The sequence below is a fragment of the Streptomyces pratensis genome (genome assembly GCF_037137275.1).
In the GTDB taxonomy this organism is placed as follows: Bacteria; Actinomycetota; Actinomycetes; order Streptomycetales; family Streptomycetaceae; genus Streptomyces; species Streptomyces pratensis_B.
The window spans coordinates 350,054-369,341 of sequence record NZ_JBBBEN010000102.1 but is presented as its reverse complement, the minus strand read 5'-3'; the positions used below and the strand labels follow the sequence as shown (position 1 = coordinate 369,341).

The window sequence follows — 19,288 nt, the reverse complement described above, 5'->3', positions numbered from 1 at the left end:
CCGGGCGCGGCACCGGCCGGGCCCCCCAGAAGGCCGCGCCGGGCCCCGGCGGCTTCGGGCGGGCGCACCGCGAGGGCCGCGCGGACCCGCACGGCCCCGTCGCCCCGGCGCGGCGGCGGTCCTCCGCGGGCGGCGCCCTCCTCCGGCTCGTCCAGCGTTCCGCGCGGGGCACGACGCCGACGGTCTCCGCCGCCCCCGGCACACAGCGCCCGGCCGCGTCGGCGGGCTCCGGGACCCCGGCCCCGGCGTCTGCGGGCCCCGGCCCACGGGCCCCCGGAGCCCCGTCCGCCGACGTCCAGCCCCGGGGCGTCCAGGTCCCGTCCTCCGGCGCGGCGCGCCCCGCCACGTCGACCGCTCGTCCCCTGGCGGTGCGGGCCGCCGCACCCGGCGGGCCGGGGACGCCCGCGCCGCGGTCGTCGCCGCCCGGAGCGGCCACGCACCCCGGCCCGTCCGCCTCTCCGCGCCCGGCCGCCGGCACCGCGCCCGGCCCTCGCTCCGTCCCGGTCGTGCGACCGCATCCGCCGACGACGCCGGGGAGCGGTACCGCGCCCGTCCAGCGGGCGGCGCTGCCGGTGGTCCCCGACCACGCCGGGCCGCCGGCCTCCGGGCCCGGACCCGGAGGCGACACGTCTGCCGGCGCTCCGCCCGCGCTCGCCGTACGGGTGCCGCCCCGCGCCCCCGTCCCGGCCGCCCCGCCCTCCCCGGCGCACGGCTCCGAGGAAGCGGCGCGGGCGGTTCAGCGGGCGGCCGCCGGGGCCGGGCCCGCCGGGGTGCCGGTCCGGGGCGTCCCGGTGCAGCGCGCGCCGCGGCCGGGCGGGTCCGGGCCGTCCGACGGCTCCGGCGCCCCGGACCCGGCTGCCGCGAACCGGCTCACCGGAGCGGACATGGAGGAGCTGGCCCGCCGGCTCCTCGACCCGGTGAGCCGGCTGATCCGCGCCGACCTGCGCCGGGGGCGGGAGCGGGCCGGGCGGCTGCACGACGGCCGCCGCTGACGGCGGCCCGGCCCCGCCCGCTCCGGCACGATCCGTACGAGAGACAGCAGAGAAGACGAGAGACCCATGACCGACAACATCTTCGCGACGAGCGTGTTCTTCAAGCTCGCGATCGGCGGCAGTGACCTGGGCGCGTTCCACACCTGTTCCGGGCTGGGGGCCGAGGTGGAGATGGAGACCTACGCAGAGGGCGGCAACAACGGGTTCACCTGGCATCTTCCCGGGCGGATCACCTGGACCAACATCACCCTGACGCGTCCCGTCACCACCGACACGCTCAAGATCGCCCGATGGCTGAACGAGACGATCCAGCGGGTCGAGCCCAAGGACGGCGAGATCGTGGCCCTGCGCCCGAACCTCAGCCGGATCGTCAGCTGGCAGGTGCACGGCATCGTGCCGGTCCGCTGGCAGGGGCCGTCCTTCGACCCGGCCGACTCCTCCGCGGCGATCGAGACGCTGGAGATCGCCCACGAGGGCCTGGAGCCCTCATGACACCGGGTCACAGGGCGCGGGGAACAGGACCGGCACCGGGCCGGCAGGACGAGCAGAAGAAGGAAGAGGGAGGAGGAACGCCATGTCACCCGCTGCCCGTGCGAGCCGCGCTCGTGCCCAGCTGACCATCATGGAACCGCCGTCGACCGTCGGCGCGAAGCCCGGCGGCACGCTCGCGCGGCTCACGTTGCAGTTCAACCCCGCGAAGCTCGCCCTGAGCAAGAGCACCGAGTGGCGGCGCACCCCGTCCCGGATGGCCGGTCAGTCCGCGCTGCCCGAGTTCGTCGGCAGCGGGCCCCGGTCCCTGTCGCTCGAAGTGTTCCTCGACGCCACCGCCACCCACGACGACTCGGTGGAGAAGGCGGTGGAACAGCTGATGACGGCCTGCGTCCCCACCCCGAGCAGCCTCGCCCGCAAGACGCCCGCCAGCCCCTGGGTGCGGTTCGACTGGGGCACGTCGAAGACGACGTCGTTCGACGGGGTCCTCTCCAACCTGTCGGTCTCCTACACCCTGTTCGACGTCGACGGGAAGCCGCTGCGCGCTACCTGCTCGCTGTCGATCGAGGAGGCGAGCGTCGACCCGGCGGGCCAGAACCCGACGTCGGGTTCGCGCGAGGCGCGGCGTACGCACCGGGTGGTCGCGGGCGACAGCCTGCCGCTGCTCGCCTGGCGCGAGTACGGCGACGCCACCGCCTGGCGCGCCATCGCGGACGCCAACGACATCGACGACCCGATGCACCTGGCCCCTGGCCGGGAGCTGCTGGTGCCGGGCCTGGAAGACCACGTCGTGGAGGGAAGCCGATGAGCGGGAAGGACGCCCCGGGCCGCTCCTTCGCCGCCGACCCGATCGTCGAGGCCCCCGGCGAGCTGCCGGCCGCGTGGGCCGCCCAGTTGGTGAGCTGCGTGGTCGACGAGAACGTCGGCCTGCCGGACACCGCGGTGCTGGTGTACCGGGACCCGGACCACAAGCTGCTGACGGCGACCGGTCTGACCATCGGCGTCCCGTTGAAGATCTCCGTGGTGACCGTGCAGGAGCGGGTGCGCGAGCGGCTGTTCACCGGGGAGGTCACGGCGGTCGAGCTGGACAGCGACACCACGGGTTCCTTCACGGTCGTGCGGGCCTTCTCCAAGGCGCACCGCCTCCAGCGCGGCCGCAAGGTGGTGGCGTTCCGCAACATGAAGACCGCCGACATCGTCCGCAAGGTCGCCGCCGGAGCGGGGCTCGCCTGCGGCCGTATCGAGGCCGCGCCCATCACGTACAAGCAGCTGACCCAGCCGAACGTCTCGGACTGGGAGTTCCTCCAGCACCTCGCCGCCGAGAGCGGGGCGGTCGTGCGGGTGGACGACAAGGGGCTGTTGCAGTTCGTGAAGCCGAAGCCCGCCGCTTCGGCCCCCTCGCCCTCGACCTCCGCCGCCCGCGACCCGAGGGTCCTGGAGTACGGCAACAACCTGCTGGCCCTGCGAGCCGTGCTGACGGGGGCGGACGGCGCGGACAGCGTCGAGGTGCGGGGCTGGAACGTCGAGACCAAGACCCGGCTGGTGGCCAGGAAGCAGGCCGTCCGCAGCGAGACGGTCACCCCCGGGATGAGCCCGTCCCTGGCGGCCGGGGCGTTCGGTCCCAACGCCCGGACGACGGTCGCCGACACCCCCTACCGGACCCAGGCGGAGACCACCGCCGTGGCCGGGGCGCTCGCAGCCCGGGTCAGCTCCGGTTTCGGGGAGATCGAGGCGGTCGCCCTGGGCAACCCGCGGCTGCGCGCGGGCGAACCCGTGGCCCTCGGCAACGTGGGGCCCGCGTTCTCCGGCCGGTACACCGCCACCGCCGCGCACCACGTCCTCGAACCGAACGGCGGGTACCGCACGACCGTCGTCGTCAGCGCGTCGCCCGACCGGTCGCTGGCAGGGCTGGCCGGCGGCGGGAGCGCCCCGGCGCGGGGCCCGCGCGTGCCGGGTCTGGCGATTGGGGTGGTCACCGACATCCGCGAGGAGGGCAGGGGCCAGCGGGGCTGGGTCCGGCTGAAGTTCCCGTGGCTCGACGACACGTACGTGACCGACTGGGTCCGTACGGTGCAGTGGGGCGGCCAGGGCGGCGGCGGGGTGTTCAGCCCCGAGGTCAACGACGAGGTGCTGGTCGGATTCGAGCAGGGGCTGCTGGACAGTCCGTACGTGCTCGGCGGCCTGTACAACGGGGTCGACACCCCCTCGCCGCACGAGGGCCCCTTGGTGGACCCCACCAGCGGCAAGGTCAACCGTCGTTCTCTGGCTTCCCGTTCGGGTCACCGGCTGGAGCTGCTGGACGCTCCGCGCGGCCCGTCCGGCGTGCGGCTCGCCACCGGCGACCGGCAGCTCGACGTGATGCTGGACGAGCGGCGGGGCGAGATCGCGTTGACGGTGTACGCGCGCGGCGGCCGCCGGGCACTGAGTTCGGTGACGCTGTCCGCGTCGGGCATCACGCTCGACGCGAAGGCCGGCGACGTGAACATCACGGGCCGCTCGGTGACCGTCAACGGCAAGACGGGGGTCACGGTCGACGGCGGGCTGCTCGCCGTGCTGAAGGCCAAACTCGTCCGGATCAACTGACCCTCGGCCGTGTGCCGGCCCCCGCCCGAGCAGCCCCGGGCCCGCCCCCGTCCTTCCCTCCCGAGCCGTTCCCCTCGTCCGACGCCCGCAGCCGTCCCCCTCATCTCTCACCGCAAGGAGAACACCGGCCATGCCTGCCGCAGCCCGCACGGGCGACACCACCGCCCACGGCGGCCTCATCGGCACCCCGCCCCCGGGGGCCGTGGCCGTCGCCACCGTACTCATCGGCGGCCGGCCGGCGGCCGTCGCCGGGAGCCTGCACGTGTGCGTCGTCCCCCCGCACGCCGCGCTCGGTCCCGGCAACGTGATCCTGCCCGACCCGGCCGCCGCGGCCACCGGCCAGGTCCTGATCGGCGGGCTGCCCGCGGCCCGGGTGAGGGACACCACCACCTGCGGCGCGCCGATCCTGAGCGGTGCGCCGAACGTCCTGATCGGGGGCCCGCTGTGAGCGGCGGCTTCATCGGCCGCGGCTGGGGCTTCCCGCTGCGGGTCGGGCCGACGGGCGGCATCGCCCTGGTCGAGCGGGACCGGGAGATCGAGGAGGCGATCGGCCTGGTCCTCGGGACCGCGCCGGGCGAGCGTCCGATGCGCCCGGAGTTCGGCTGCGGCATCCACGACTACGTCTTCGCGCCGGGCGACGGGGCGACGGCCGGGCGGATCGCCCAGGAGGTACGCGCCTCTCTGGAGCGGTGGGAACCGCGCATCGAGGTCACGGACGTGGTGATCGCGTTCGACGCGATCGAGGAGGGCACCCTCTACATCGACGTGCACTACACCGTGCGGGCCACGAACGACCTGCGCAACCTCGTCTTCCCCTTCTACACGATCCCGTCGTCCGAGGCATCCTCCGACCCCACACAGGAAGCGGGAGTGCGCTGATGGCCCTGCCTTCGCCCAACCTGGACGACCGGCGCTTCCAGCAGCTCGTCGACGAGGCCAAGCGGTACGTCCAGCAGCGTTCCCCCGAGTGGACCGACCACAACGTCTCGGACCCCGGGGTCACGCTCATCGAGACGTTCGCGTACATGGTCGACCAGTTGCTGTACCGGCTGAACCGGGTGCCCGACAAGAACTACGCGGCCTTCCTCGACCTCCTGGGCGTCACCCTGTTCCCGCCGGCCACGGCTCGGGCCGAGGTCGACTTCTGGCTGTCCGCGCCCCAGCCGGAGGCCGTGCTCCTGCCCGCGGGGACCGAGGTCGCGACCGCGCGCGGGGAGGCGGAGGAGCCGGTGGTGTTCTCCACCTCCGACGACCTGCCCATCGTGCCGAGTTCCCTGGTCCGGCTGGTCACCGCTCCGGTCTCGGGCGAGCAGACCGACCGCACCGCCCCGCTCGGGGCCGGCAAGGACGTCCCGTGCTTCCAGCCCCGGCCGGAGCCGGGTGACGCGCTGCTGTTCGGACTGCCCACCGCCGTCCCCCGGTGCGTCGTCGCCGTACGCCTGGACAGCCGGGTGGAGGGGGTGGGCGTCGACCCGCGGCAGCCGCCGTTGGTGTGGGAGGCGTGGGACGGGGCCCGGTGGGTGGCGTGCGCGACGGGCACCGACAGCACCGGCGGGCTGAACAGGCCCGGAGAGGTCGTCGTGTTCGTCCCGGCCGGGCACACCGCGTCGGTCGTGGCGGGGACCCGGGCGGGGTGGCTGCGCTGCCGGGTCACCGCTCCGGAGCCGGGCCAGCCGTTCTACTCCGAGTCGCCGACGATCCGCGAGGCCGAGGTGTTCACGGTGGGCGGCACCGCGGCCGTGGAACACGCGGAGACCGTCCTCGACGTGCCCCTCGGGGTCTCGGAAGGGGTCGCCGGGCAACGGTTCACGGTGGGCCGGGTCCCGCTTCTGCTGGACGGCGAGCCACCGGTGGTCCAGGTGTCGGACGGCGACGGCTGGCAGACCTGGACGGCCGTCGAGCACTTCGGCGCCTCCCGGCCGGGCGACCGGCACGTGCGGATCGACGCGGTGTCCGGCGAGTTCGCGTTCCCGCCCCAGGTGCGGGAGCCGGACGGAACGATGCGCACGTACGGCGCGGTGCCGGAGAAGGGGGCCCAGCTCCGCGTGCCCCGCTACCGGACGGGCGGCGGGGCCGCCGGGAACGTCGCCCGGGGGGCCGTCTGCGTGCTCCGCAGCTCGGTGCCGTACGTCGCGGGCGTGAACAACCGCGAGGCGGCGACGGGCGGGGTCGACGGCGAGAGCGTGGAGAACGCGAAGGTGCGCGCGCCCACCATCCTGCGGGTGCAGGAGCGGGCGGTCACGGCCGAGGACTACGAGGTCATCGCCCGTCAGGCCGCGCCGTCGCTGCGCCGGGTGCGGTGCCTGCCCGCCGTGGCGGGCGAGGGCGGCGCGGTGCGACTGCTGGTGGTGCCCGACGCGCTCGCCGACGAGAACGGTCAGCTCGGGTTCGAGCAGCTGATCCCCTCGGAACCGGTGCTCGCCGCGGTCACGGCACGGCTCGACGAACGGCGGCTCGTCGGCACCCGGCTGGTGGTGGAGCCGCCGGCCTACCAGGGCGTCACGGTCGTCGCCCGGCTGGTGGCGGCCCCCGCCGACGTGGACCGGGTGCGGACCGAGGCACTCGAAGCGCTGTTCCGCCACATCGACCCGCTGCGGGGCGGGGCGGACGGCACGGGGTGGCCGTTCGGCAGGCCGGTGCAGTACGGGGAGGTCTTCGCGGTCCTCCAGGGCGTGCGGGGGGCCCTGCTGGTGGAGGAGGTCCGGCTGTTCCCGGCGGACCCGATCACCGGTCGGCGGGGGGCGGCGGTGGACCGCGTCGACCTCGCGCCGGGGGCCCTGGTCTTCTCGCACCAGCACCAGGTGGTGGTCACCGCGACCGGGGCCGGTGAGGGCGCGTGACGCGGGCCGCGGTGCCCAAGCTGCCCAGCCGCTACCCGATCGGCGCGCTGCTGCCCGCCCTGTACGCGGACGACGACCTCGCCCAGCGCTTCACCGCGGGCCTGGACACGGTGCTGGCCCCGGTCCTGTCCACCCTGGACAACCTTCCCGCCTATTTCGACCCGACGCTGGCCCCGGCCGACTTCCTGCCGTGGCTGGCCTCCTGGGTGGGTGTGGAGACCGACCCGGCGTGGCCCGTCGAGCTGCGCCGGGCCGTCGTCGCCCGCGCCGTCGAGCTGCACCGGTGGCGCGGCACCCGGCGGGGTCTCGTCGAGCATCTGCGGCTCGCCTGCGGTGTGCACGCCGACGTCCGGGACGGCGGCGGCGTCGCCTGGTCGACGACGCCGGGCACGGTCCTTCCCCCGCCGCCGACCGGTGAACTGCTCGTGAGGGTCTGGCCGGTGCGCGATGGCGACGCGGTGGACGCGCACCGCGTCCGGGACGTCGTGACGGCCGCGTGCCCCGTCCATCTCACCTGCCGGGTGGAGGTCCTGCCCGGCCCGCCCGACGAGCCCGAAGAGCGTGAAGAGACAGGAGGCTGACGCGATGCGTTCGTGTCCGGCGTGCGGTACGGCCAACGGCGAGGACGACGACTTCTGCGGCGGCTGCGGCGGCTACTTGGGCTGGTCCTCCCAGCCGAAGCGGCCCGCGCCCACGGTGGCGGAGCAGGAGCGGACTGCGGAAGAGGCGGAGCAGGGGGGGCCTGCGGGGCCGGTCGGGCCGGTGGGTCCCGTGGGGCCGGTGGGTCCCGTGGGGCCTGTCGGCACGGAGGGCTCGACGCGTGCGGCGAAGCCGGACGCGCCCGCGGGCCCGGCCGCCGAGCCGCCCGCCTCCGCTCCCCCGCGCCCTCCCCGCCCTGACGAGCCCGCTCCCGCCCCGGCCGCGCCACTCGACGCGCCCAGGACGACCGTGCCCGCGCCGGCCCGCGCCCCGGAGCCAGACGCGCCGCCCGCGACGCCGCCGGCCCCCACCACGCCCCCGCGCCCCGCCCCCGTGGCTCCGGAGCGCCGCGAGCCGCCCGCCCCGACCGTCCCCCCACGCCGGGAGCCGCCCGCCCCAGCGCCCCGGGCCACCCCTGCGCGCCCCGGTCACTCCGCGCCCGCCGTGCCACCGGGGCAGCCCGCCCCCGTGCGGCCCGGAGTACCAGTGCCCCCGCCCGCGCCGGAGCATGAGGGGCCGGTGGGGCCGGTACGGCCGGCGAAGCCCGTGGCCAAACGGCCCGTCGTACGGCCGGTGGAGGCGCGGGAGGCTCCGGACGGCCCGCCCTGCCCGGCCTGCGGCACGCCCAACCTGCCGGGGCGGCAGTTCTGCCGGCGCTGCGCCGCTGCGCTGCGGACCAGGGAGCAGCCGGCCGCCCTGCCGTGGTGGCGCACGGTGTGGCCGTTCCGCCGCCGGGTGCGGGGCGGGTCGGGCCGGGCGCTGCGGCGGACCGTGCTGGTCCTGGCGGTGGCCGGTCTGCTGTTCGCCGGCTTCCTGTTGCTGCCGGTGGGGCGGTTCCTCTACGAGGACGTCCGGGACAAGCTCGGCGGCACGGCGGAGGTCAGTCCCTCCCGGGTGACCGCGAGCGCGGCGGCTCCCGGCCATCCGGCGAGCGCTGCCGTCGACGGGCTGACCAACCGGTACTGGGGCGCGCCGGCTCTCGGCGCGTCGCTGACGGCCTCCTTCGGCACGCCGATCCGGCTGGTCGGCGTCACGGTGCACACCGGGGTCTCGAAGGAGCCGCAGGAGTTCCGGCGGGGAGCGCGGCCGACGCGTGCCGAACTGCTCGTCACCACGGCGGACGACGAGGTCCACGGGAAGACGGTGACGCTCAATGACAAACCCGGGCCGCAGACGGTCCGGATGGGCATCAGCGACGTCGTCTCCGTCCGGCTGGTTCTGCGGGAAGCGGTCGGGCAGGCCGGCGGACGCCCGGTCGCGGTCGGAGAGGTCGAGTTCTTCCGGCGGAGCTGACGCCGGGCCCGCCCGGCGGCATCGGGCACACCCCTGCCGCCGGCTGCGCCTGCCGGTGCCGGGCAGGGCGGGCCCCCGGCGCCGGCAGGCCCGCCCCGCTCCGTGACCTCCTGTCCCAGGAAGCGCAAACAGGCCCGAAAGTCCATCAACGCCCCAGTGGCGCTCAGACGGCTCACAGCGATCAGACAATTTCGGTCACTTATGGCTTCCCCCCGCACTCGACCGGGGGTTGACTATGCCTCACGCATGGTGACGTGAGCGCTCCCCCGGCCGCCGGCCCCGCTCCGACACTCCGGGCTCCGGCGAGGAGAGAGGACAGCAATGGCCGCCTCACGTCGTACGGTCATCTGTTGGCCCGGGCCCCCCGGCCGTCCGCGGCCACTCCCCGGCGCCCCGGTCCCGCTCGTGACCGCCAGCAGCCACCGTTCACGCCTTCCATCCCTGACCGTCCTACGAGGGGCAGCAATGAGCCAGATCACGTTACCGGCGTTTCACATGCCCTTCCCGAGCGCGGGATGCCATCCGGGCCTGGCGGAAACGCGGCAGGCCGCCTGGGAATGGGCCGAATCCGAGGGACTGGACCTGTCCGTGCCGGCTCGGCGGAAGATGATCCGCACCCGGCCGGAACTGTGGATCTCCCTCATCTTCCCCCGGGCTTCGCAGGAACATCTCGACCTCTTCTGCCAATGGCTCTTCTGGGCCTTCCTGGTGGACGACGAGTTCGACGACGGCCCGGCCGGCCGCGATCCGCTGATGTGCGAGAGCGCGATCGCCCGCCTGGTGGACGTCTTCGACGGGGCCGCTCCGCGCGGCCCCATGGAGCGGGCGCTCACCGGGCTCCGGGACCGGACCTGCCGGGACCGGTCGCCGCAGTGGAACCGGCAGTTCCGCCGGGACACCGCCGCCTGGCTGTGGACGTACTACGCCGAGGCGGTCGAGCGGGCCGCGGGACAGGTCCCCACCCGGGCCGATTTCGCCAGGCACCGCCGGGATTCGGTCGCCATGCAGCCCTTTCTGGACCTGCACGAGATCGCCGCCGGAATCGATCTCCCGGAATCCGCCCGCAGCCTTCCCGCCTACATCGCCCTGCGGAACGCGGTCACCGACCATTCCGGCCTCTGCAACGACATCTGCTCCTTCGAGAAGGAAGCCGCGCTCGGCTACGAGCACAACGCCGTGCGGCTCATTCAGCGCGACCGCCGCTCCACGCTCCAGGAGGCCGTGGACGAGGCCGGAATCCAACTCGCCCGGGTGGTCGAGCGGGTGCAGCGCGCCGAAAGGGAACTGGTCGAGGAGATCGACGCCGCGGGCATCAGCGGCACCACCCGGGCCGCCCTGGAGCGCTGTGTGCGGGACTACCGGGGCCTGGTGCGGGGCGACTTCGACTACCACGCGCGCGCCGAGCGCTACACCCGTCCGGACCTGGTCGAACGGGAGGACCGGGAAGCGCTGTCCCGGCACTTCGCCGCCTGAGACGGTCCGGTCGGCCTCCCGGTGCGTGTCGCGGGCCGGCCCGCCGGGCGCGCATGCGCCTACGCTGACCACCGGACCGGCCTCCCCGAGGTGGCGTGGCCGCCGCCGACGGGCGAGAGGGGTGGCACGGACCATGTCCGACACCGGGGCGAGCAGGCCCCCGCGGGTCACGGCCGTACGGGCGCCCACGCCGTGGGGCACCGTGCGCGGCACGGTGGAGCGGGGTGTCGCGGTCTTCCGCGGCATCCCGTACGCGGCTCCTCCGGTGGGCGCGCTGAGGTTCCGCGCCCCCGCGCCTCCGGAGCCGTGGGCAGGGGTGCGCGAGGCCGTCGCGTTCGGGCCGACGGCCCCCAAGAGGCCCTACGCCCCGCCGCTGGACCGGCTGCTTCCCGACCCGGTGGTGCCGGGCGACGGCTGGTTGAACCTCAACGTGTGGACGCCGTCGCCCGTGCCGCCGCCCCCCGGCGAGGCCGGGCTCCCCGTCCTGGTGTGGATTCACGGCGGTTCGCTGCTGCACGGTTCCTCGGCGGTGCCGGTGTACGACGGGGCGGCGTTCGCGCGGGACGGCGTGGTGCTGGTCTCCGTCAACTACCGCCTGGGGGTGGAGGGCTTCGGCGTGTTCCCGGACGCGCCCGCCAACCGGGGGCTGCTGGACCAGCTGGCCGCCCTGGAGTGGGTGCGTGACGCCATCGCGGCGTTCGGGGGCGACCCTGAGCGGGTGACGGTGGCCGGTGAGTCGGCGGGGGCGGTGAGCATCGCGGCCCTGCTGGCCGCGCCCCGGGCGGCGGGGCTGTTCCGGCGGGCGGTGCTCCAGAGCGGGGCGCCCGCCGCCCTGACGCCGGACGCGGGGCGCCGGACGACCGAGCTGATCGCCAGGCGGCTCAGGGCCCCGGCGACGGCCGCCGCGCTGGCCGCCGTCGACCCCGAGGCTCTGTTGGCCGCGCAGACGGAGGTGACCGCCGGCGGCAACCCGCTGACCGGGCGGGATTCCTTCCCGATCGTGGTGGACGGCGAGCTGCTGCCGCACGACCCCGCCGAGGCGCTGCGCACGGGCGCAGGCGCGGGGGTCGATCTGCTGATGGGGGCCAACACCGAGGAGTACCGGCTCTGGTTCGTCCCCGGCGGCCTGACCGAGCGGCTCGGCCGGCTGAGGTTCCGCCTGGCCCTGCTGAAGCTCTCGGTGCCGAACGCGACCGCCCGCGTCTACCGGGCCGCCCGGCCGGACGCCACGCCCGGCGAGCTGCTCGGCGCGCTCACGACGGACCTCCTGCTGCGGGTCCCCCTCAACCGGCTGGCCGACGCCCGGGCGGACGCCGCCGGCTCGACCTATGTGTACGAGTTCGGCTGGCCCTCCCCCGTACAGCGGCTGGGCGCCTGCCACGCGCTGGAGCTCGGCTTCGTCTTCGACACCCTCGTCCACCCCGACACCCGGGCGCTGACGGGGCCCGGCGCCCCGCAGGAGCTGGCGGACGCGATGCACGCGGCCTGGGTGCGTTTCGCGGCGGACGGGGAGCCTGGGTGGCCGTCGTGGGACGCGCGTCGGCCGGTGCGGGTCTTCGGGCCGGGGCCGCCGGCGCTCGTCCGGGCCCCGCGCGACGAGGAACTGCGGAGCTGGGACCCGTACCGGAAGCGCCGTTAGCGCAGGGAGATCCAGTGCGGGTCGGGGGCCACGGTCAGGAGGGCCGAGACCACGACGACCGCGCCCAGCACGGCCTGCTCCCCGCGGGCCAGCCGGTGGGCGGCCGCCGGGTCCGTGTCCCGGAGCATCCGCCGCCGGGCCGCCACCGCCAGGGCGCTCACCCCCGCCATCAGCACCAGTTTGACCAGCAGGGTGCGTCCGTAGGCGGAGGTGAGGACGACGTCCAGCGGCAGTCGGCGCAGCGTGGAGGCAGTGCCGGTGGCGGCGAGCGCGACGTAGAGCCAGATCGCCAGGCGTGCGTACCTGCCGAGCAGCGCGCGGGCCGCGATGGGCGAGCCGCGCCAGAGCCACATGGTGCGCAGGACGTACAGCAGGCCGCCGGCCCACAGCGAGGCGGCGGTCAGGTGGACCACGGTGAGGGCGGCGCCGATCTCGGGGCTGTGGGCCTCCGGGTGCGCGCGCAGGGCCTCCGCGCCGATGACGACGGCGAGCGGGGCGAGGGCGAGGGCCGGACGCCGGCTCGCGGCGCATCCGGCGGCGACGGCCAGGCCGTTGGCGATGAGGAGGAGCAACCCCCCTTCACGGGTGCCGTAGGTCTCGGTGATCCCGAGGTCGCTGACGGCGGCGAGGTGGGCGATCTGCGCGGCCGCGGCGGCTGCCCCGGTGAGGGAGGCGGGTACCGCCCAGCCGCGCACGGCGGTCCTGGGGCGGCCGCGGACCGGGCGGAGGAGCTGGGGGGCGACCAGTTCGCCCAGATGCAGTGCGAGAGCGGTGAACAGGACGGTCCGGAGCAGGGTGGTGAGACCCGCGCCGGGCATCCGCAGCTCCCCCGTGCCGCGCGCCAGCAGCTCGGGGCCGAACAGCGCGGTGAGGAGGGCCAGCACGCCGGCCGCGCCCAGCAGGACCCGGGCGGTCCACGCCCGACCGCTGCCGGGCGCGCTCGCGGCCTCGGGCCGGACGGGCCGGGCGAAGGGCGGGGCGGGGGCGGCGGGGGATATGCCGGGGCCGTCCGCCGCGGCCGTCGCGGCGGGGGGTCCGGAGAGCTTCACGGTCCCGATCCTCACTTCTGGACGAAGGCGCGGCAAGCCGTGCGGGCCCGCCCAGGCCGCCCGGAAAGCCCCCGCGCGGGGCTGCTTCTGACACGCCGGCGGCTCCCGGTTCCACGACGGGGGNGCCGCCGCGGACTCAGGCCTTGTTCCGCGAGGCCCAGAACTCCTCGAAGGTGAGCAGGCCGTCACCGTTGGCGTCGTGGGCGTTGATGACCGCCTGCGCCACCGTCTCTGTGACGAAGGGGTCGCCCAGCTGGGCCATCGCGCTCTTGTACTCGCTCGCCGTGATCAGGCCGTCGCCGTTCTGGTCGAACCGCTCGAATGCCGTACGCGCCGACTCGATGTCCGCCACTGTTCCGCCCCTTCGTGATGCCGAATGTCGGGGGTCAGATTATCGGGCCGTCCGGGTGACGTCGGCGGCGGACCGGGCGGGCCGACGCGGGGACGGTCGGTCAACTCACCAGTTCGGTGGCCGTCACCGCGCGCAGGCCCCGGCGGCCGATCTCGGCCAGGAGCAGCGGCAGCGCGGCGACCGTGACCGGGCGGCCGAGGCTCATCCCGACCACAGAGCCGTTGCGCAGCTCGCCGGCGACCTTGCGGGTGACCGCCGCGACCCGGGTGGCCGCGTGGTCGAGTGATTCGACGTCGCAAGCCAGGACATGGGGGTAACCGGCCCGCTGGGCCAGCCGTTCGACGAGCGGGTCGGCGTACGGGGCGGAGGGCGGGCGGAACCAGGAGCCGATGGACCCGGTGAGGCGGCGCAACCGCCGGGCGCACGCGGCGATCTCCTCGTACGCCGCGTGCTCGTCCAGGGTGGCGAGGTCCAGGTGGTGCTCGGTGTGGTTGCCGATCTCGTGGCCGCCGTCGAGAATCCTGCGGGCCATGGCCGGATGCTCGGCGAGCCAGCTGCCGACGGCGAGGACCGTGACCCGGGCCCCGGCCCGTTCGATGCCGGTGAGCGCCGTGCGGGCGAGATCCGGGTCGCCCCGGCCGTCGAAGGTGAGGGCGATCCGGGGCCGGTCGCGGGGGCCGTGGGAGATCTGGACGGGCAGCCGGGGAAAGTGGCGCGGGCCGGGCGCCGCGCCCCCGACGGCGGTCGCCGGAGCCGGGGGCGGGGCGGACGGTCCCGCCGCTCCGCCCGCCCCCTCGCTCCGGGCGCAACCGCCGGCGAACGCGGCGGCCAGCGCCCCGGCCCCGGCACTCAGCACACCGCGTCGACCCATCGCGGACCCGTGTCCGTCCATGCTCGTCCACCTCGCGTTCCCCGGTTTCCCGGGTACACAGTAGAGGCGGAATGGGCGGAATCTAACGATTGAGTGACTGTCCGCATGATCTGTGAATCATTCAACCGCCACCATAAGAATGCATGAAATGCCAGGCTAGTGACCGAGCACACCAAGGATTCAGTCGAGGAATGCCCGATTGGACCCAGAAACTCCAGAAAAGCCTTTTTGGCACCGGGGTCGCCCGTCTGTCATAGTCGGAGCCACGACCCCCTTCGACCCGGGCCCAGGTCGTCGCGAACGGCCGCGGACAACACCCCACCTTCCGCGGCCCCCACAGAAGCCCCCGCAGCGCCGCACCCCGGCCGCCCGGGGGCCTCTGCGCGTCACGGCCCGGCGCGCACGGCCTGGGGAGGGCCGACGGCCGGGAGGTCCGCGGCCGCTCGACCGGGGGGGCGATGCGACGGGGGGTGTCAACGGTCGGAGATGCGCATCTCGAACCAGGTGATCTTGCCGCGGGGCAGCAGGTCCACACCCCACCGGTCGGAGAGTTTGTCGACGAGGAACAGCCCCCGGCCGCTGACGTCCATCTCGCGCACCGGCATCAGGCACGGCAGCCCGCGCGACGGGTCGCGCACCTCGATGCGCATCCAGCCCCGGCGGCGCACCATGCGTAACCCGAAGACGCGGGCCCCGGTGTGACGCACCGCGTTGCCGACGAGCTCGGAGACGAGGAGCACCGCGTACTCCTCGGTCTGCGGCGAGAGTGCCCACTGACGGAGCACCACACAGGAGGTGAGCCGACGGGCGGTCGCCGCGGACTCCGGGCGCGACGGCAACCGGACTTCCTCCTCGGTCGGATTTCCGAACAACTCCAGCGCTTTGAACGCCTGTTCGTCATCCATGGTCGACGTCCGCCGTGCCGCGGTCGCGCTGCTGCGCGGTCGCGGCTGATCCACACCCTCCAGGCCCGCCATGCCCACCATCATGGCCGCACCGGTCGACCCCCGTGGCCGTTCCCCGGGAATCCGCCCCCCGGCGCGCCCCCTCCGGGGGAAGGCTTGTGGCATATGCCTCTGGCATGTCGGACCCCTGAAAGGCCGGGGTGAACTGCGGCGATGCCGCGACCGGTGAACCCCACCCCCAAGGAGGCGGCACCGGGCCTTAAGGTTGTCTTAAGGCCCGGATAATCCGCTCGCACGGATGAACTCCGCCCAGGGGCCCGCCCGAGGGGACTACCGGCCCGCCCGAGCGGACTACGCCGACCGCCTCGGCCACCGCGCGCCCTCCGGGCGGCCGGTCAGAGGAACGTCGCCTTGCCCGGCCCCTCCTCGACGAAGCTGCGCATGCCGCGCTCGCGGTCCTCGGTGGCGAAGAGGCCGGAGAACCAGTTCCGCTCGATGGTGAGCCCGGTGTCGATGTCCGTCTCCAGCCCCGCGTCCACCGCCTCCTTGGCCGCGCGCAGCGCCAGCGCGGGGCCCTTCGCCAGTCGGGAGGCCCAGGCGTGCGCCTGCTCGTAGACCTCTGCGGCGGGCGCCACCCGGTCGACCAGGCCGAGCGCCAGCGCCTCTTCGGCCTTCACCTGGCGCCCGGTGAAGATGAGGTCCTTGGCCTTGGAGGGGCCGATCAGCCGGGAGAGCCGCTGGGTGCCGCCCGCGCCCGGGATCAGCCCGAGGAGGATCTCCGGCTGGCCCAGCTTGGCGTTGTCCGCGGCGATGCGGAAGTCGGCGCAGAGCGCCAGCTCGCAGCCGCCGCCCAGCGCGTAGCCGGTGACGGCGGCGACGACGGGCTTGGGGATGCGGGCGACGGCGGTGAAGGCGTCCTGGAGGCCCTTGGACCGGACGATCATCGCCGTGTGGTCCATCGCCTGCATCTCCTTGATGTCCGCGCCCGCCGCGAACACCTTCTCCCCGCCGTAGAGGATCACGGCGCGCACGTCCGTGCGCCGGGTGGCCTCGCCGGCCAGCTCCCGCAGCCGGTCCTGGACCGCGACGTCCAGGGCGTTCATGGGCGGCCGGTCCAGGCGGATCGTGCCGACGTTGTCGCGTACTTCGAGGGTTACGGTCATGGGGAGAGGTTAACCACGGCTAACGCGGGCGGGCCCGGTGCCGTTGGTCACAGCACCGGGCCCGCCGAGCGGCACGGAAGGGGAAGCAGGGGCCGGTCCCTACTTCTTCCACTCCTCCCAGTCCATGTTCCAGCCGTTGAGGCCGTTGTCCGGCTGAATCGTCTTGTCGTGGGAGTTCTTCACGATGACGACGTCACCGATGAGCGACTTGTCGTAGAACCACGCCGCCGGGGTCCGGCCGTCCCACCCGCCGCGCACGTCGCGCAGACCGACGCACCCGTGGCTGGTGTTGGTCTTCCCGAAGATGGAGGACGCGCCCCAGTAGTTGCCGTGCAGGAAGGTGCCCGAGGTGGACAGCCGCATGGCGTGCGGCACGTCCTTGATGTCGTACTCACCGCCGAAGCCGACCGTGTCGCCGTTCATCCGGGTCACCTTGAGCTTCTCGCTGATGACCATCTGCCCGTTGTACGTGGTCGTCGCCGGGGCCCCCGCGGAGATCGGGATGTCCTTGATCTGCTTGCCGTCACGGACGACCTTCATCCGGTGCGTGCTCGCGTCGACCGTGGAGACCTGGCTGCGGCCGATGGTGAACTTCACCTTCTTGGCCTGCTTGCCGTAGACGCCCGGCCGCCCCTCGACCCCGTCGAGGGCGAGGTCGACGGTCACCTCCGTGCCCGGCGCCCAGTACTTCTGGGGGCGGAAGTCGAGGCGGTCGTTGCCGAACCAGTGGCCCTCGATCTCGACGGCCGGCTCGGCCGTGACCGTGATGGCCCGCTCCACCGCGTCCGGGTCGGTGATGCCCCGGGTGAAGTCGATGGAGACCGGCATGCCGACCCCGACGGTGGAACCGTCCTCCGGCGTGTACTGCCCGATGAAGGTGTTCTGCGGCACCAGCGTGGTGAAGGCAGTGTCCTTCGCCGACTCCCGCCCCTCGGCGTCCTCCGCGACCGCGTGCACCGTGTACTTGGTGGCGGCGGCGAGGTGCCGCTCGGGCGTCCAGCTCGCGCCGTCGGCCGCGATCACGCCCTTGACCTCGTTGCCCTTGGGGTCGGCGACCTCGACCGTGGTCAGCTTGCCCCGCGCCGCGCTGATCTCCAGCGCTCCGCTGGTCGCCACGGACACGGCGCCGTCCTCGGGCGCGATGGTCACGACCGCCTGCGAGGCGCGGGTGTCCTCGGTCTTCGTCGCGCCCGCGGGCCGGCCCCTGTCCTCCGCGTCGGCGCTCCCGCCGCACGCCGTCACCAGCAACAGCAACGCGCCCATGGCCAGGGCCACAAGCCCCGACCCGCCGTTCCGCCTTCTGCCCGCCCCGGCCGATGCCCCCGATATCGGCTGCCCGTTCACTCTGGTCGTCTCCCCTCGCACGGCCGGGCCCCGCCACGGCCTGCACCCCCGCGCACCGAACAGGCACGCCCGGCGCAAGATAATCACACCGCGACGGGGGCGGACTCCCTCCGGAATGTCACCGTTCCGTCCCAACCCGCCCTGCGAGGGGCCAAGGTGGCGCGGGGCGCCCGGGGCAGGCCCGAGGGCGGGGGCCGAGGGCGGGGAGCCCGGCGCCTCAGCGGAGCGCGGAGCCCGCCTTCCACTTCTTCCAGCCGAGGTTCCAGCCGCTGAGCCCGTTGTCCGGGGCGACCTTCGCGTCCTGCGAGTTGACCACCTCGACCACGTCGCCGATCAGGGTCTGGTCGAAGAACCAGCCGCCCGGGGTGGAGCCGCCGCCGCCCTTGGCGTCCCGCAGCCCGATGCAGCCGTGGCTGACGTTCTCCTGGCCGAAGACGTCCTCGTCGGCCCAGTAGTTGCCGTGCAGGAAGGTGCCGGACTCGGTGAGCCGGATCGCGTGCGGGACGTCCTTGATGTCGTACTCGCCCTTGCCCTTCTCGTCCGTGAAGCCGACCGTGGCCCCGTTCATCCGGGTCACCTCGTGCATCTCGGTGACCACCATCTTCCCGTTGTACGTGGTGGTCTTCGGGGCCCCCGCCGTGATCGGGACCGTGCTGAGGAGCTTGCCGTCGCGGCGCACCTCCATGGTGTGCGCCGCCGCGTCGACCCGCGAGACCTGGGAGCGGCCGACCGTGAAGACGACGGTCTTGTCCTGGCTGCCGTACACGCCCGGGGCCCCCTCCACGTCACGCAGCCCGATGTCGACGGTGACCTCTGTGCCGGGCTTCCAGTACGTACGCGGGCGGAAGTCGAGCCGGTCCTTGCCGAACCAGTGGCCGACGACCTCCACCGCCGGTTCTGCCGTCACCCGGATGGCCTTCTCCACCGCCGCCCGGTCCGCGACGGGGCGGTTGAAGGAGAACGAGACGATCATCCCGGTGCCCACGGTGGACCGGTTCTCCGGTTTGAAGTAGCCGATGAAGCGGTGCTCGGGGACGAGCGTGGTGAAGGTGGTGTGCCGGGCCGAGCGGCGTCCCGCCCCGTCCACGGCCACCGCGTCGATGCTGTACTTGGCCGCCAGGGCGAGTCGGGCCGCTTTGGGCTCCGGGGCCCAGGAACGACCGTCCGGCGCGATGCGGCCCGCGACCGTCTGCTGCTGCGCGTCCTCGATCCGCGTCACCTTCACGCTCTCCAGCCGCCCGTCCGGCGCCTTCACCGCGATCCGGGTCTCCTCGTCCACCTCCTCGGCCCCGTCCTCGGGGAAGATGCCGATCTCCTCGCGCGATCCTCCCGGCTTGCCGTTCAGCAGGGCCTCCCGGGCGTTGGTGCAGCCGCTCAGCAGGGCCAGCACGGCCAGCAGTCCCACCCATGTCAGCACGGCGGCCGAGCCGGCCCGTGCTCTCTTCGCTGTGTGATTCACGCTCCCCCAACGACCGGGGCCGCTCGGGGGGCACGTGAGGGTGGGCCCACCGGTGGGCAGAACAGAGGGGAGAACCACACCGGGGAGGGGCCGCGGCCGGGACGCCGCGCTCCCCTGCCGGTCCCCCGTCCTCACGA

17 protein-coding genes and 1 pseudogene are annotated in these 19,288 nt (G+C 74.5%); 11 read left to right on the top strand and 7 right to left on the bottom strand.

The window, feature by feature from the left end:
* From V9U70_RS28735 to V9U70_RS28685, 11 genes and pseudogenes are all read left to right on the top strand, one after another.
* A pseudogene (locus V9U70_RS28735) lies at positions 1 to 992 on the top strand (hypothetical protein); the annotation flags it as partial.
* A 66-nt stretch (positions 993 to 1,058) separates the two neighbouring features.
* A complete protein-coding gene (locus V9U70_RS28730; RefSeq protein ID WP_336679969.1) occupies positions 1,059 to 1,484 on the top strand; it encodes a phage tail protein in 426 nt (141 codons plus the stop codon).
* A gap of 82 nt (positions 1,485 to 1,566) precedes the next feature.
* Complete coding sequence (locus V9U70_RS28725) at positions 1,567 to 2,289, top strand: CIS tube protein (RefSeq protein WP_336679967.1); 723 nt, start codon at positions 1,567 to 1,569, stop codon at positions 2,287 to 2,289.
* On the top strand, positions 2,286 to 4,064 hold the full coding sequence (locus tag V9U70_RS28720) for a VgrG-related protein (protein WP_336679966.1): 1,779 nt from the start codon (positions 2,286 to 2,288) through the stop codon (positions 4,062 to 4,064). Before V9U70_RS28725 ends, V9U70_RS28720 begins: the two co-directional genes overlap by 4 nt.
* A 130-nt stretch (positions 4,065 to 4,194) precedes the next feature.
* Positions 4,195 to 4,512, top strand: coding sequence for a PAAR domain-containing protein (locus V9U70_RS28715; protein WP_336679965.1), 318 nt, complete (start codon positions 4,195 to 4,197; stop codon positions 4,510 to 4,512).
* Entirely contained in the window at positions 4,509 to 4,943 is a 435-nt protein-coding gene (locus V9U70_RS28710) for a GPW/gp25 family protein (RefSeq protein ID WP_336679964.1), read from the top strand. The genes V9U70_RS28715 and V9U70_RS28710 overlap by 4 nt, the downstream gene beginning before the upstream one ends.
* Positions 4,943 to 6,904 carry a putative baseplate assembly protein gene (locus V9U70_RS28705; protein WP_336679963.1) on the top strand — a complete coding sequence of 654 codons (1,962 nt, stop codon included), beginning with the start codon at positions 4,943 to 4,945 and terminating at the stop codon, positions 6,902 to 6,904. The genes V9U70_RS28710 and V9U70_RS28705 overlap by 1 nt, the downstream gene beginning before the upstream one ends.
* Positions 6,901 to 7,485 carry a phage tail protein I gene (locus V9U70_RS28700; RefSeq protein ID WP_336679961.1) on the top strand — a complete coding sequence of 195 codons (585 nt, stop codon included), beginning with the start codon at positions 6,901 to 6,903 and terminating at the stop codon, positions 7,483 to 7,485. The genes V9U70_RS28705 and V9U70_RS28700 overlap by 4 nt, the downstream gene beginning before the upstream one ends.
* A gap of 664 nt (positions 7,486 to 8,149) precedes the next feature.
* Positions 8,150 to 8,896 (top strand): zinc ribbon domain-containing protein, encoded by a 747-nt coding sequence (locus tag V9U70_RS28695; RefSeq protein WP_336679959.1) that lies wholly within the window; start codon positions 8,150 to 8,152, stop codon positions 8,894 to 8,896.
* A gap of 495 nt (positions 8,897 to 9,391) precedes the next feature.
* Positions 9,392 to 10,369 carry a terpene synthase family protein gene (locus V9U70_RS28690; RefSeq protein ID WP_336679957.1) on the top strand — a complete coding sequence of 326 codons (978 nt, stop codon included), beginning with the start codon at positions 9,392 to 9,394 and terminating at the stop codon, positions 10,367 to 10,369.
* A 133-nt stretch (positions 10,370 to 10,502) separates the two neighbouring features.
* Positions 10,503 to 12,008: a carboxylesterase/lipase family protein gene (locus V9U70_RS28685; RefSeq protein ID WP_336679955.1), complete on the top strand. Its 1,506-nt coding sequence runs from the start codon at positions 10,503 to 10,505 to the stop codon at positions 12,006 to 12,008.
* Here V9U70_RS28685 and V9U70_RS28680 read toward each other — a convergent pair.
* The 7 genes from V9U70_RS28680 to V9U70_RS28650 form a co-directional block, all read right to left on the bottom strand.
* A complete protein-coding gene (locus V9U70_RS28680) occupies positions 12,005 to 12,910 on the bottom strand; it encodes a CopD family protein (RefSeq protein WP_419724047.1) in 906 nt (301 codons plus the stop codon). The two genes, V9U70_RS28685 and V9U70_RS28680, sit on opposite strands and share 4 nt — an antisense overlap.
* Before the next feature lie 283 nt (positions 12,911 to 13,193).
* Positions 13,194 to 13,409, bottom strand: a complete 216-nt coding sequence (locus tag V9U70_RS28675) for an EF-hand domain-containing protein (RefSeq protein WP_336679954.1) — start codon at positions 13,407 to 13,409, stop codon at positions 13,194 to 13,196.
* 100 nt (positions 13,410 to 13,509) lie between these two features.
* Positions 13,510 to 14,301, bottom strand: coding sequence for a polysaccharide deacetylase family protein (locus V9U70_RS28670; protein WP_336679952.1), 792 nt, complete (start codon positions 14,299 to 14,301; stop codon positions 13,510 to 13,512).
* Between the two features lie 452 nt (positions 14,302 to 14,753).
* Entirely contained in the window at positions 14,754 to 15,269 is a 516-nt protein-coding gene (locus V9U70_RS28665) for an ATP-binding protein (protein WP_336679950.1), read from the bottom strand.
* Between the two features lie 311 nt (positions 15,270 to 15,580).
* Entirely contained in the window at positions 15,581 to 16,348 is a 768-nt protein-coding gene (locus V9U70_RS28660) for an enoyl-CoA hydratase/isomerase family protein (protein ID WP_336679948.1), read from the bottom strand.
* 99 nt (positions 16,349 to 16,447) lie between these two features.
* Entirely contained in the window at positions 16,448 to 17,692 is a 1,245-nt protein-coding gene (locus V9U70_RS28655; RefSeq protein WP_336679947.1) for a L,D-transpeptidase, read from the bottom strand.
* 217 nt (positions 17,693 to 17,909) lie between these two features.
* A complete protein-coding gene (locus V9U70_RS28650; protein ID WP_336679945.1) occupies positions 17,910 to 19,151 on the bottom strand; it encodes a L,D-transpeptidase in 1,242 nt (413 codons plus the stop codon).
* Between the last annotated feature and the right edge of the window lie 137 nt (positions 19,152 to 19,288).

What these genes read in the sequence shown, in the direction of transcription:
- V9U70_RS28730 (WP_336679969.1), top strand. Translation starts at nt 1,059, where the DNA reads ATGACCGACAACATCTTCGCGACGAGCGTGTTCTTCAAGCTCGCGATC.
- V9U70_RS28725 (WP_336679967.1), top strand. Translation starts at nt 1,567, where the DNA reads ATGTCACCCGCTGCCCGTGCGAGCCGCGCTCGTGCCCAGCTGACCATC.
- V9U70_RS28720 (WP_336679966.1), top strand. Translation starts at nt 2,286, where the DNA reads ATGAGCGGGAAGGACGCCCCGGGCCGCTCCTTCGCCGCCGACCCGATC.
- V9U70_RS28715 (WP_336679965.1), top strand. Translation starts at nt 4,195, where the DNA reads ATGCCTGCCGCAGCCCGCACGGGCGACACCACCGCCCACGGCGGCCTC.
- V9U70_RS28705 (WP_336679963.1), top strand. Translation starts at nt 4,943, where the DNA reads ATGGCCCTGCCTTCGCCCAACCTGGACGACCGGCGCTTCCAGCAGCTC.
- V9U70_RS28690 (WP_336679957.1), top strand. Translation starts at nt 9,392, where the DNA reads ATGCCCTTCCCGAGCGCGGGATGCCATCCGGGCCTGGCGGAAACGCGG.
- V9U70_RS28685 (WP_336679955.1), top strand. Translation starts at nt 10,503, where the DNA reads ATGTCCGACACCGGGGCGAGCAGGCCCCCGCGGGTCACGGCCGTACGG.
- V9U70_RS28670 (WP_336679952.1), bottom strand. Translation starts at nt 14,301, where the DNA reads ATGGACGGACACGGGTCCGCGATGGGTCGACGCGGTGTGCTGAGTGCC.
- V9U70_RS28665 (WP_336679950.1), bottom strand. Translation starts at nt 15,269, where the DNA reads ATGATGGTGGGCATGGCGGGCCTGGAGGGTGTGGATCAGCCGCGACCG.
- V9U70_RS28660 (WP_336679948.1), bottom strand. Translation starts at nt 16,348, where the DNA reads ATGACCGTAACCCTCGAAGTACGCGACAACGTCGGCACGATCCGCCTG.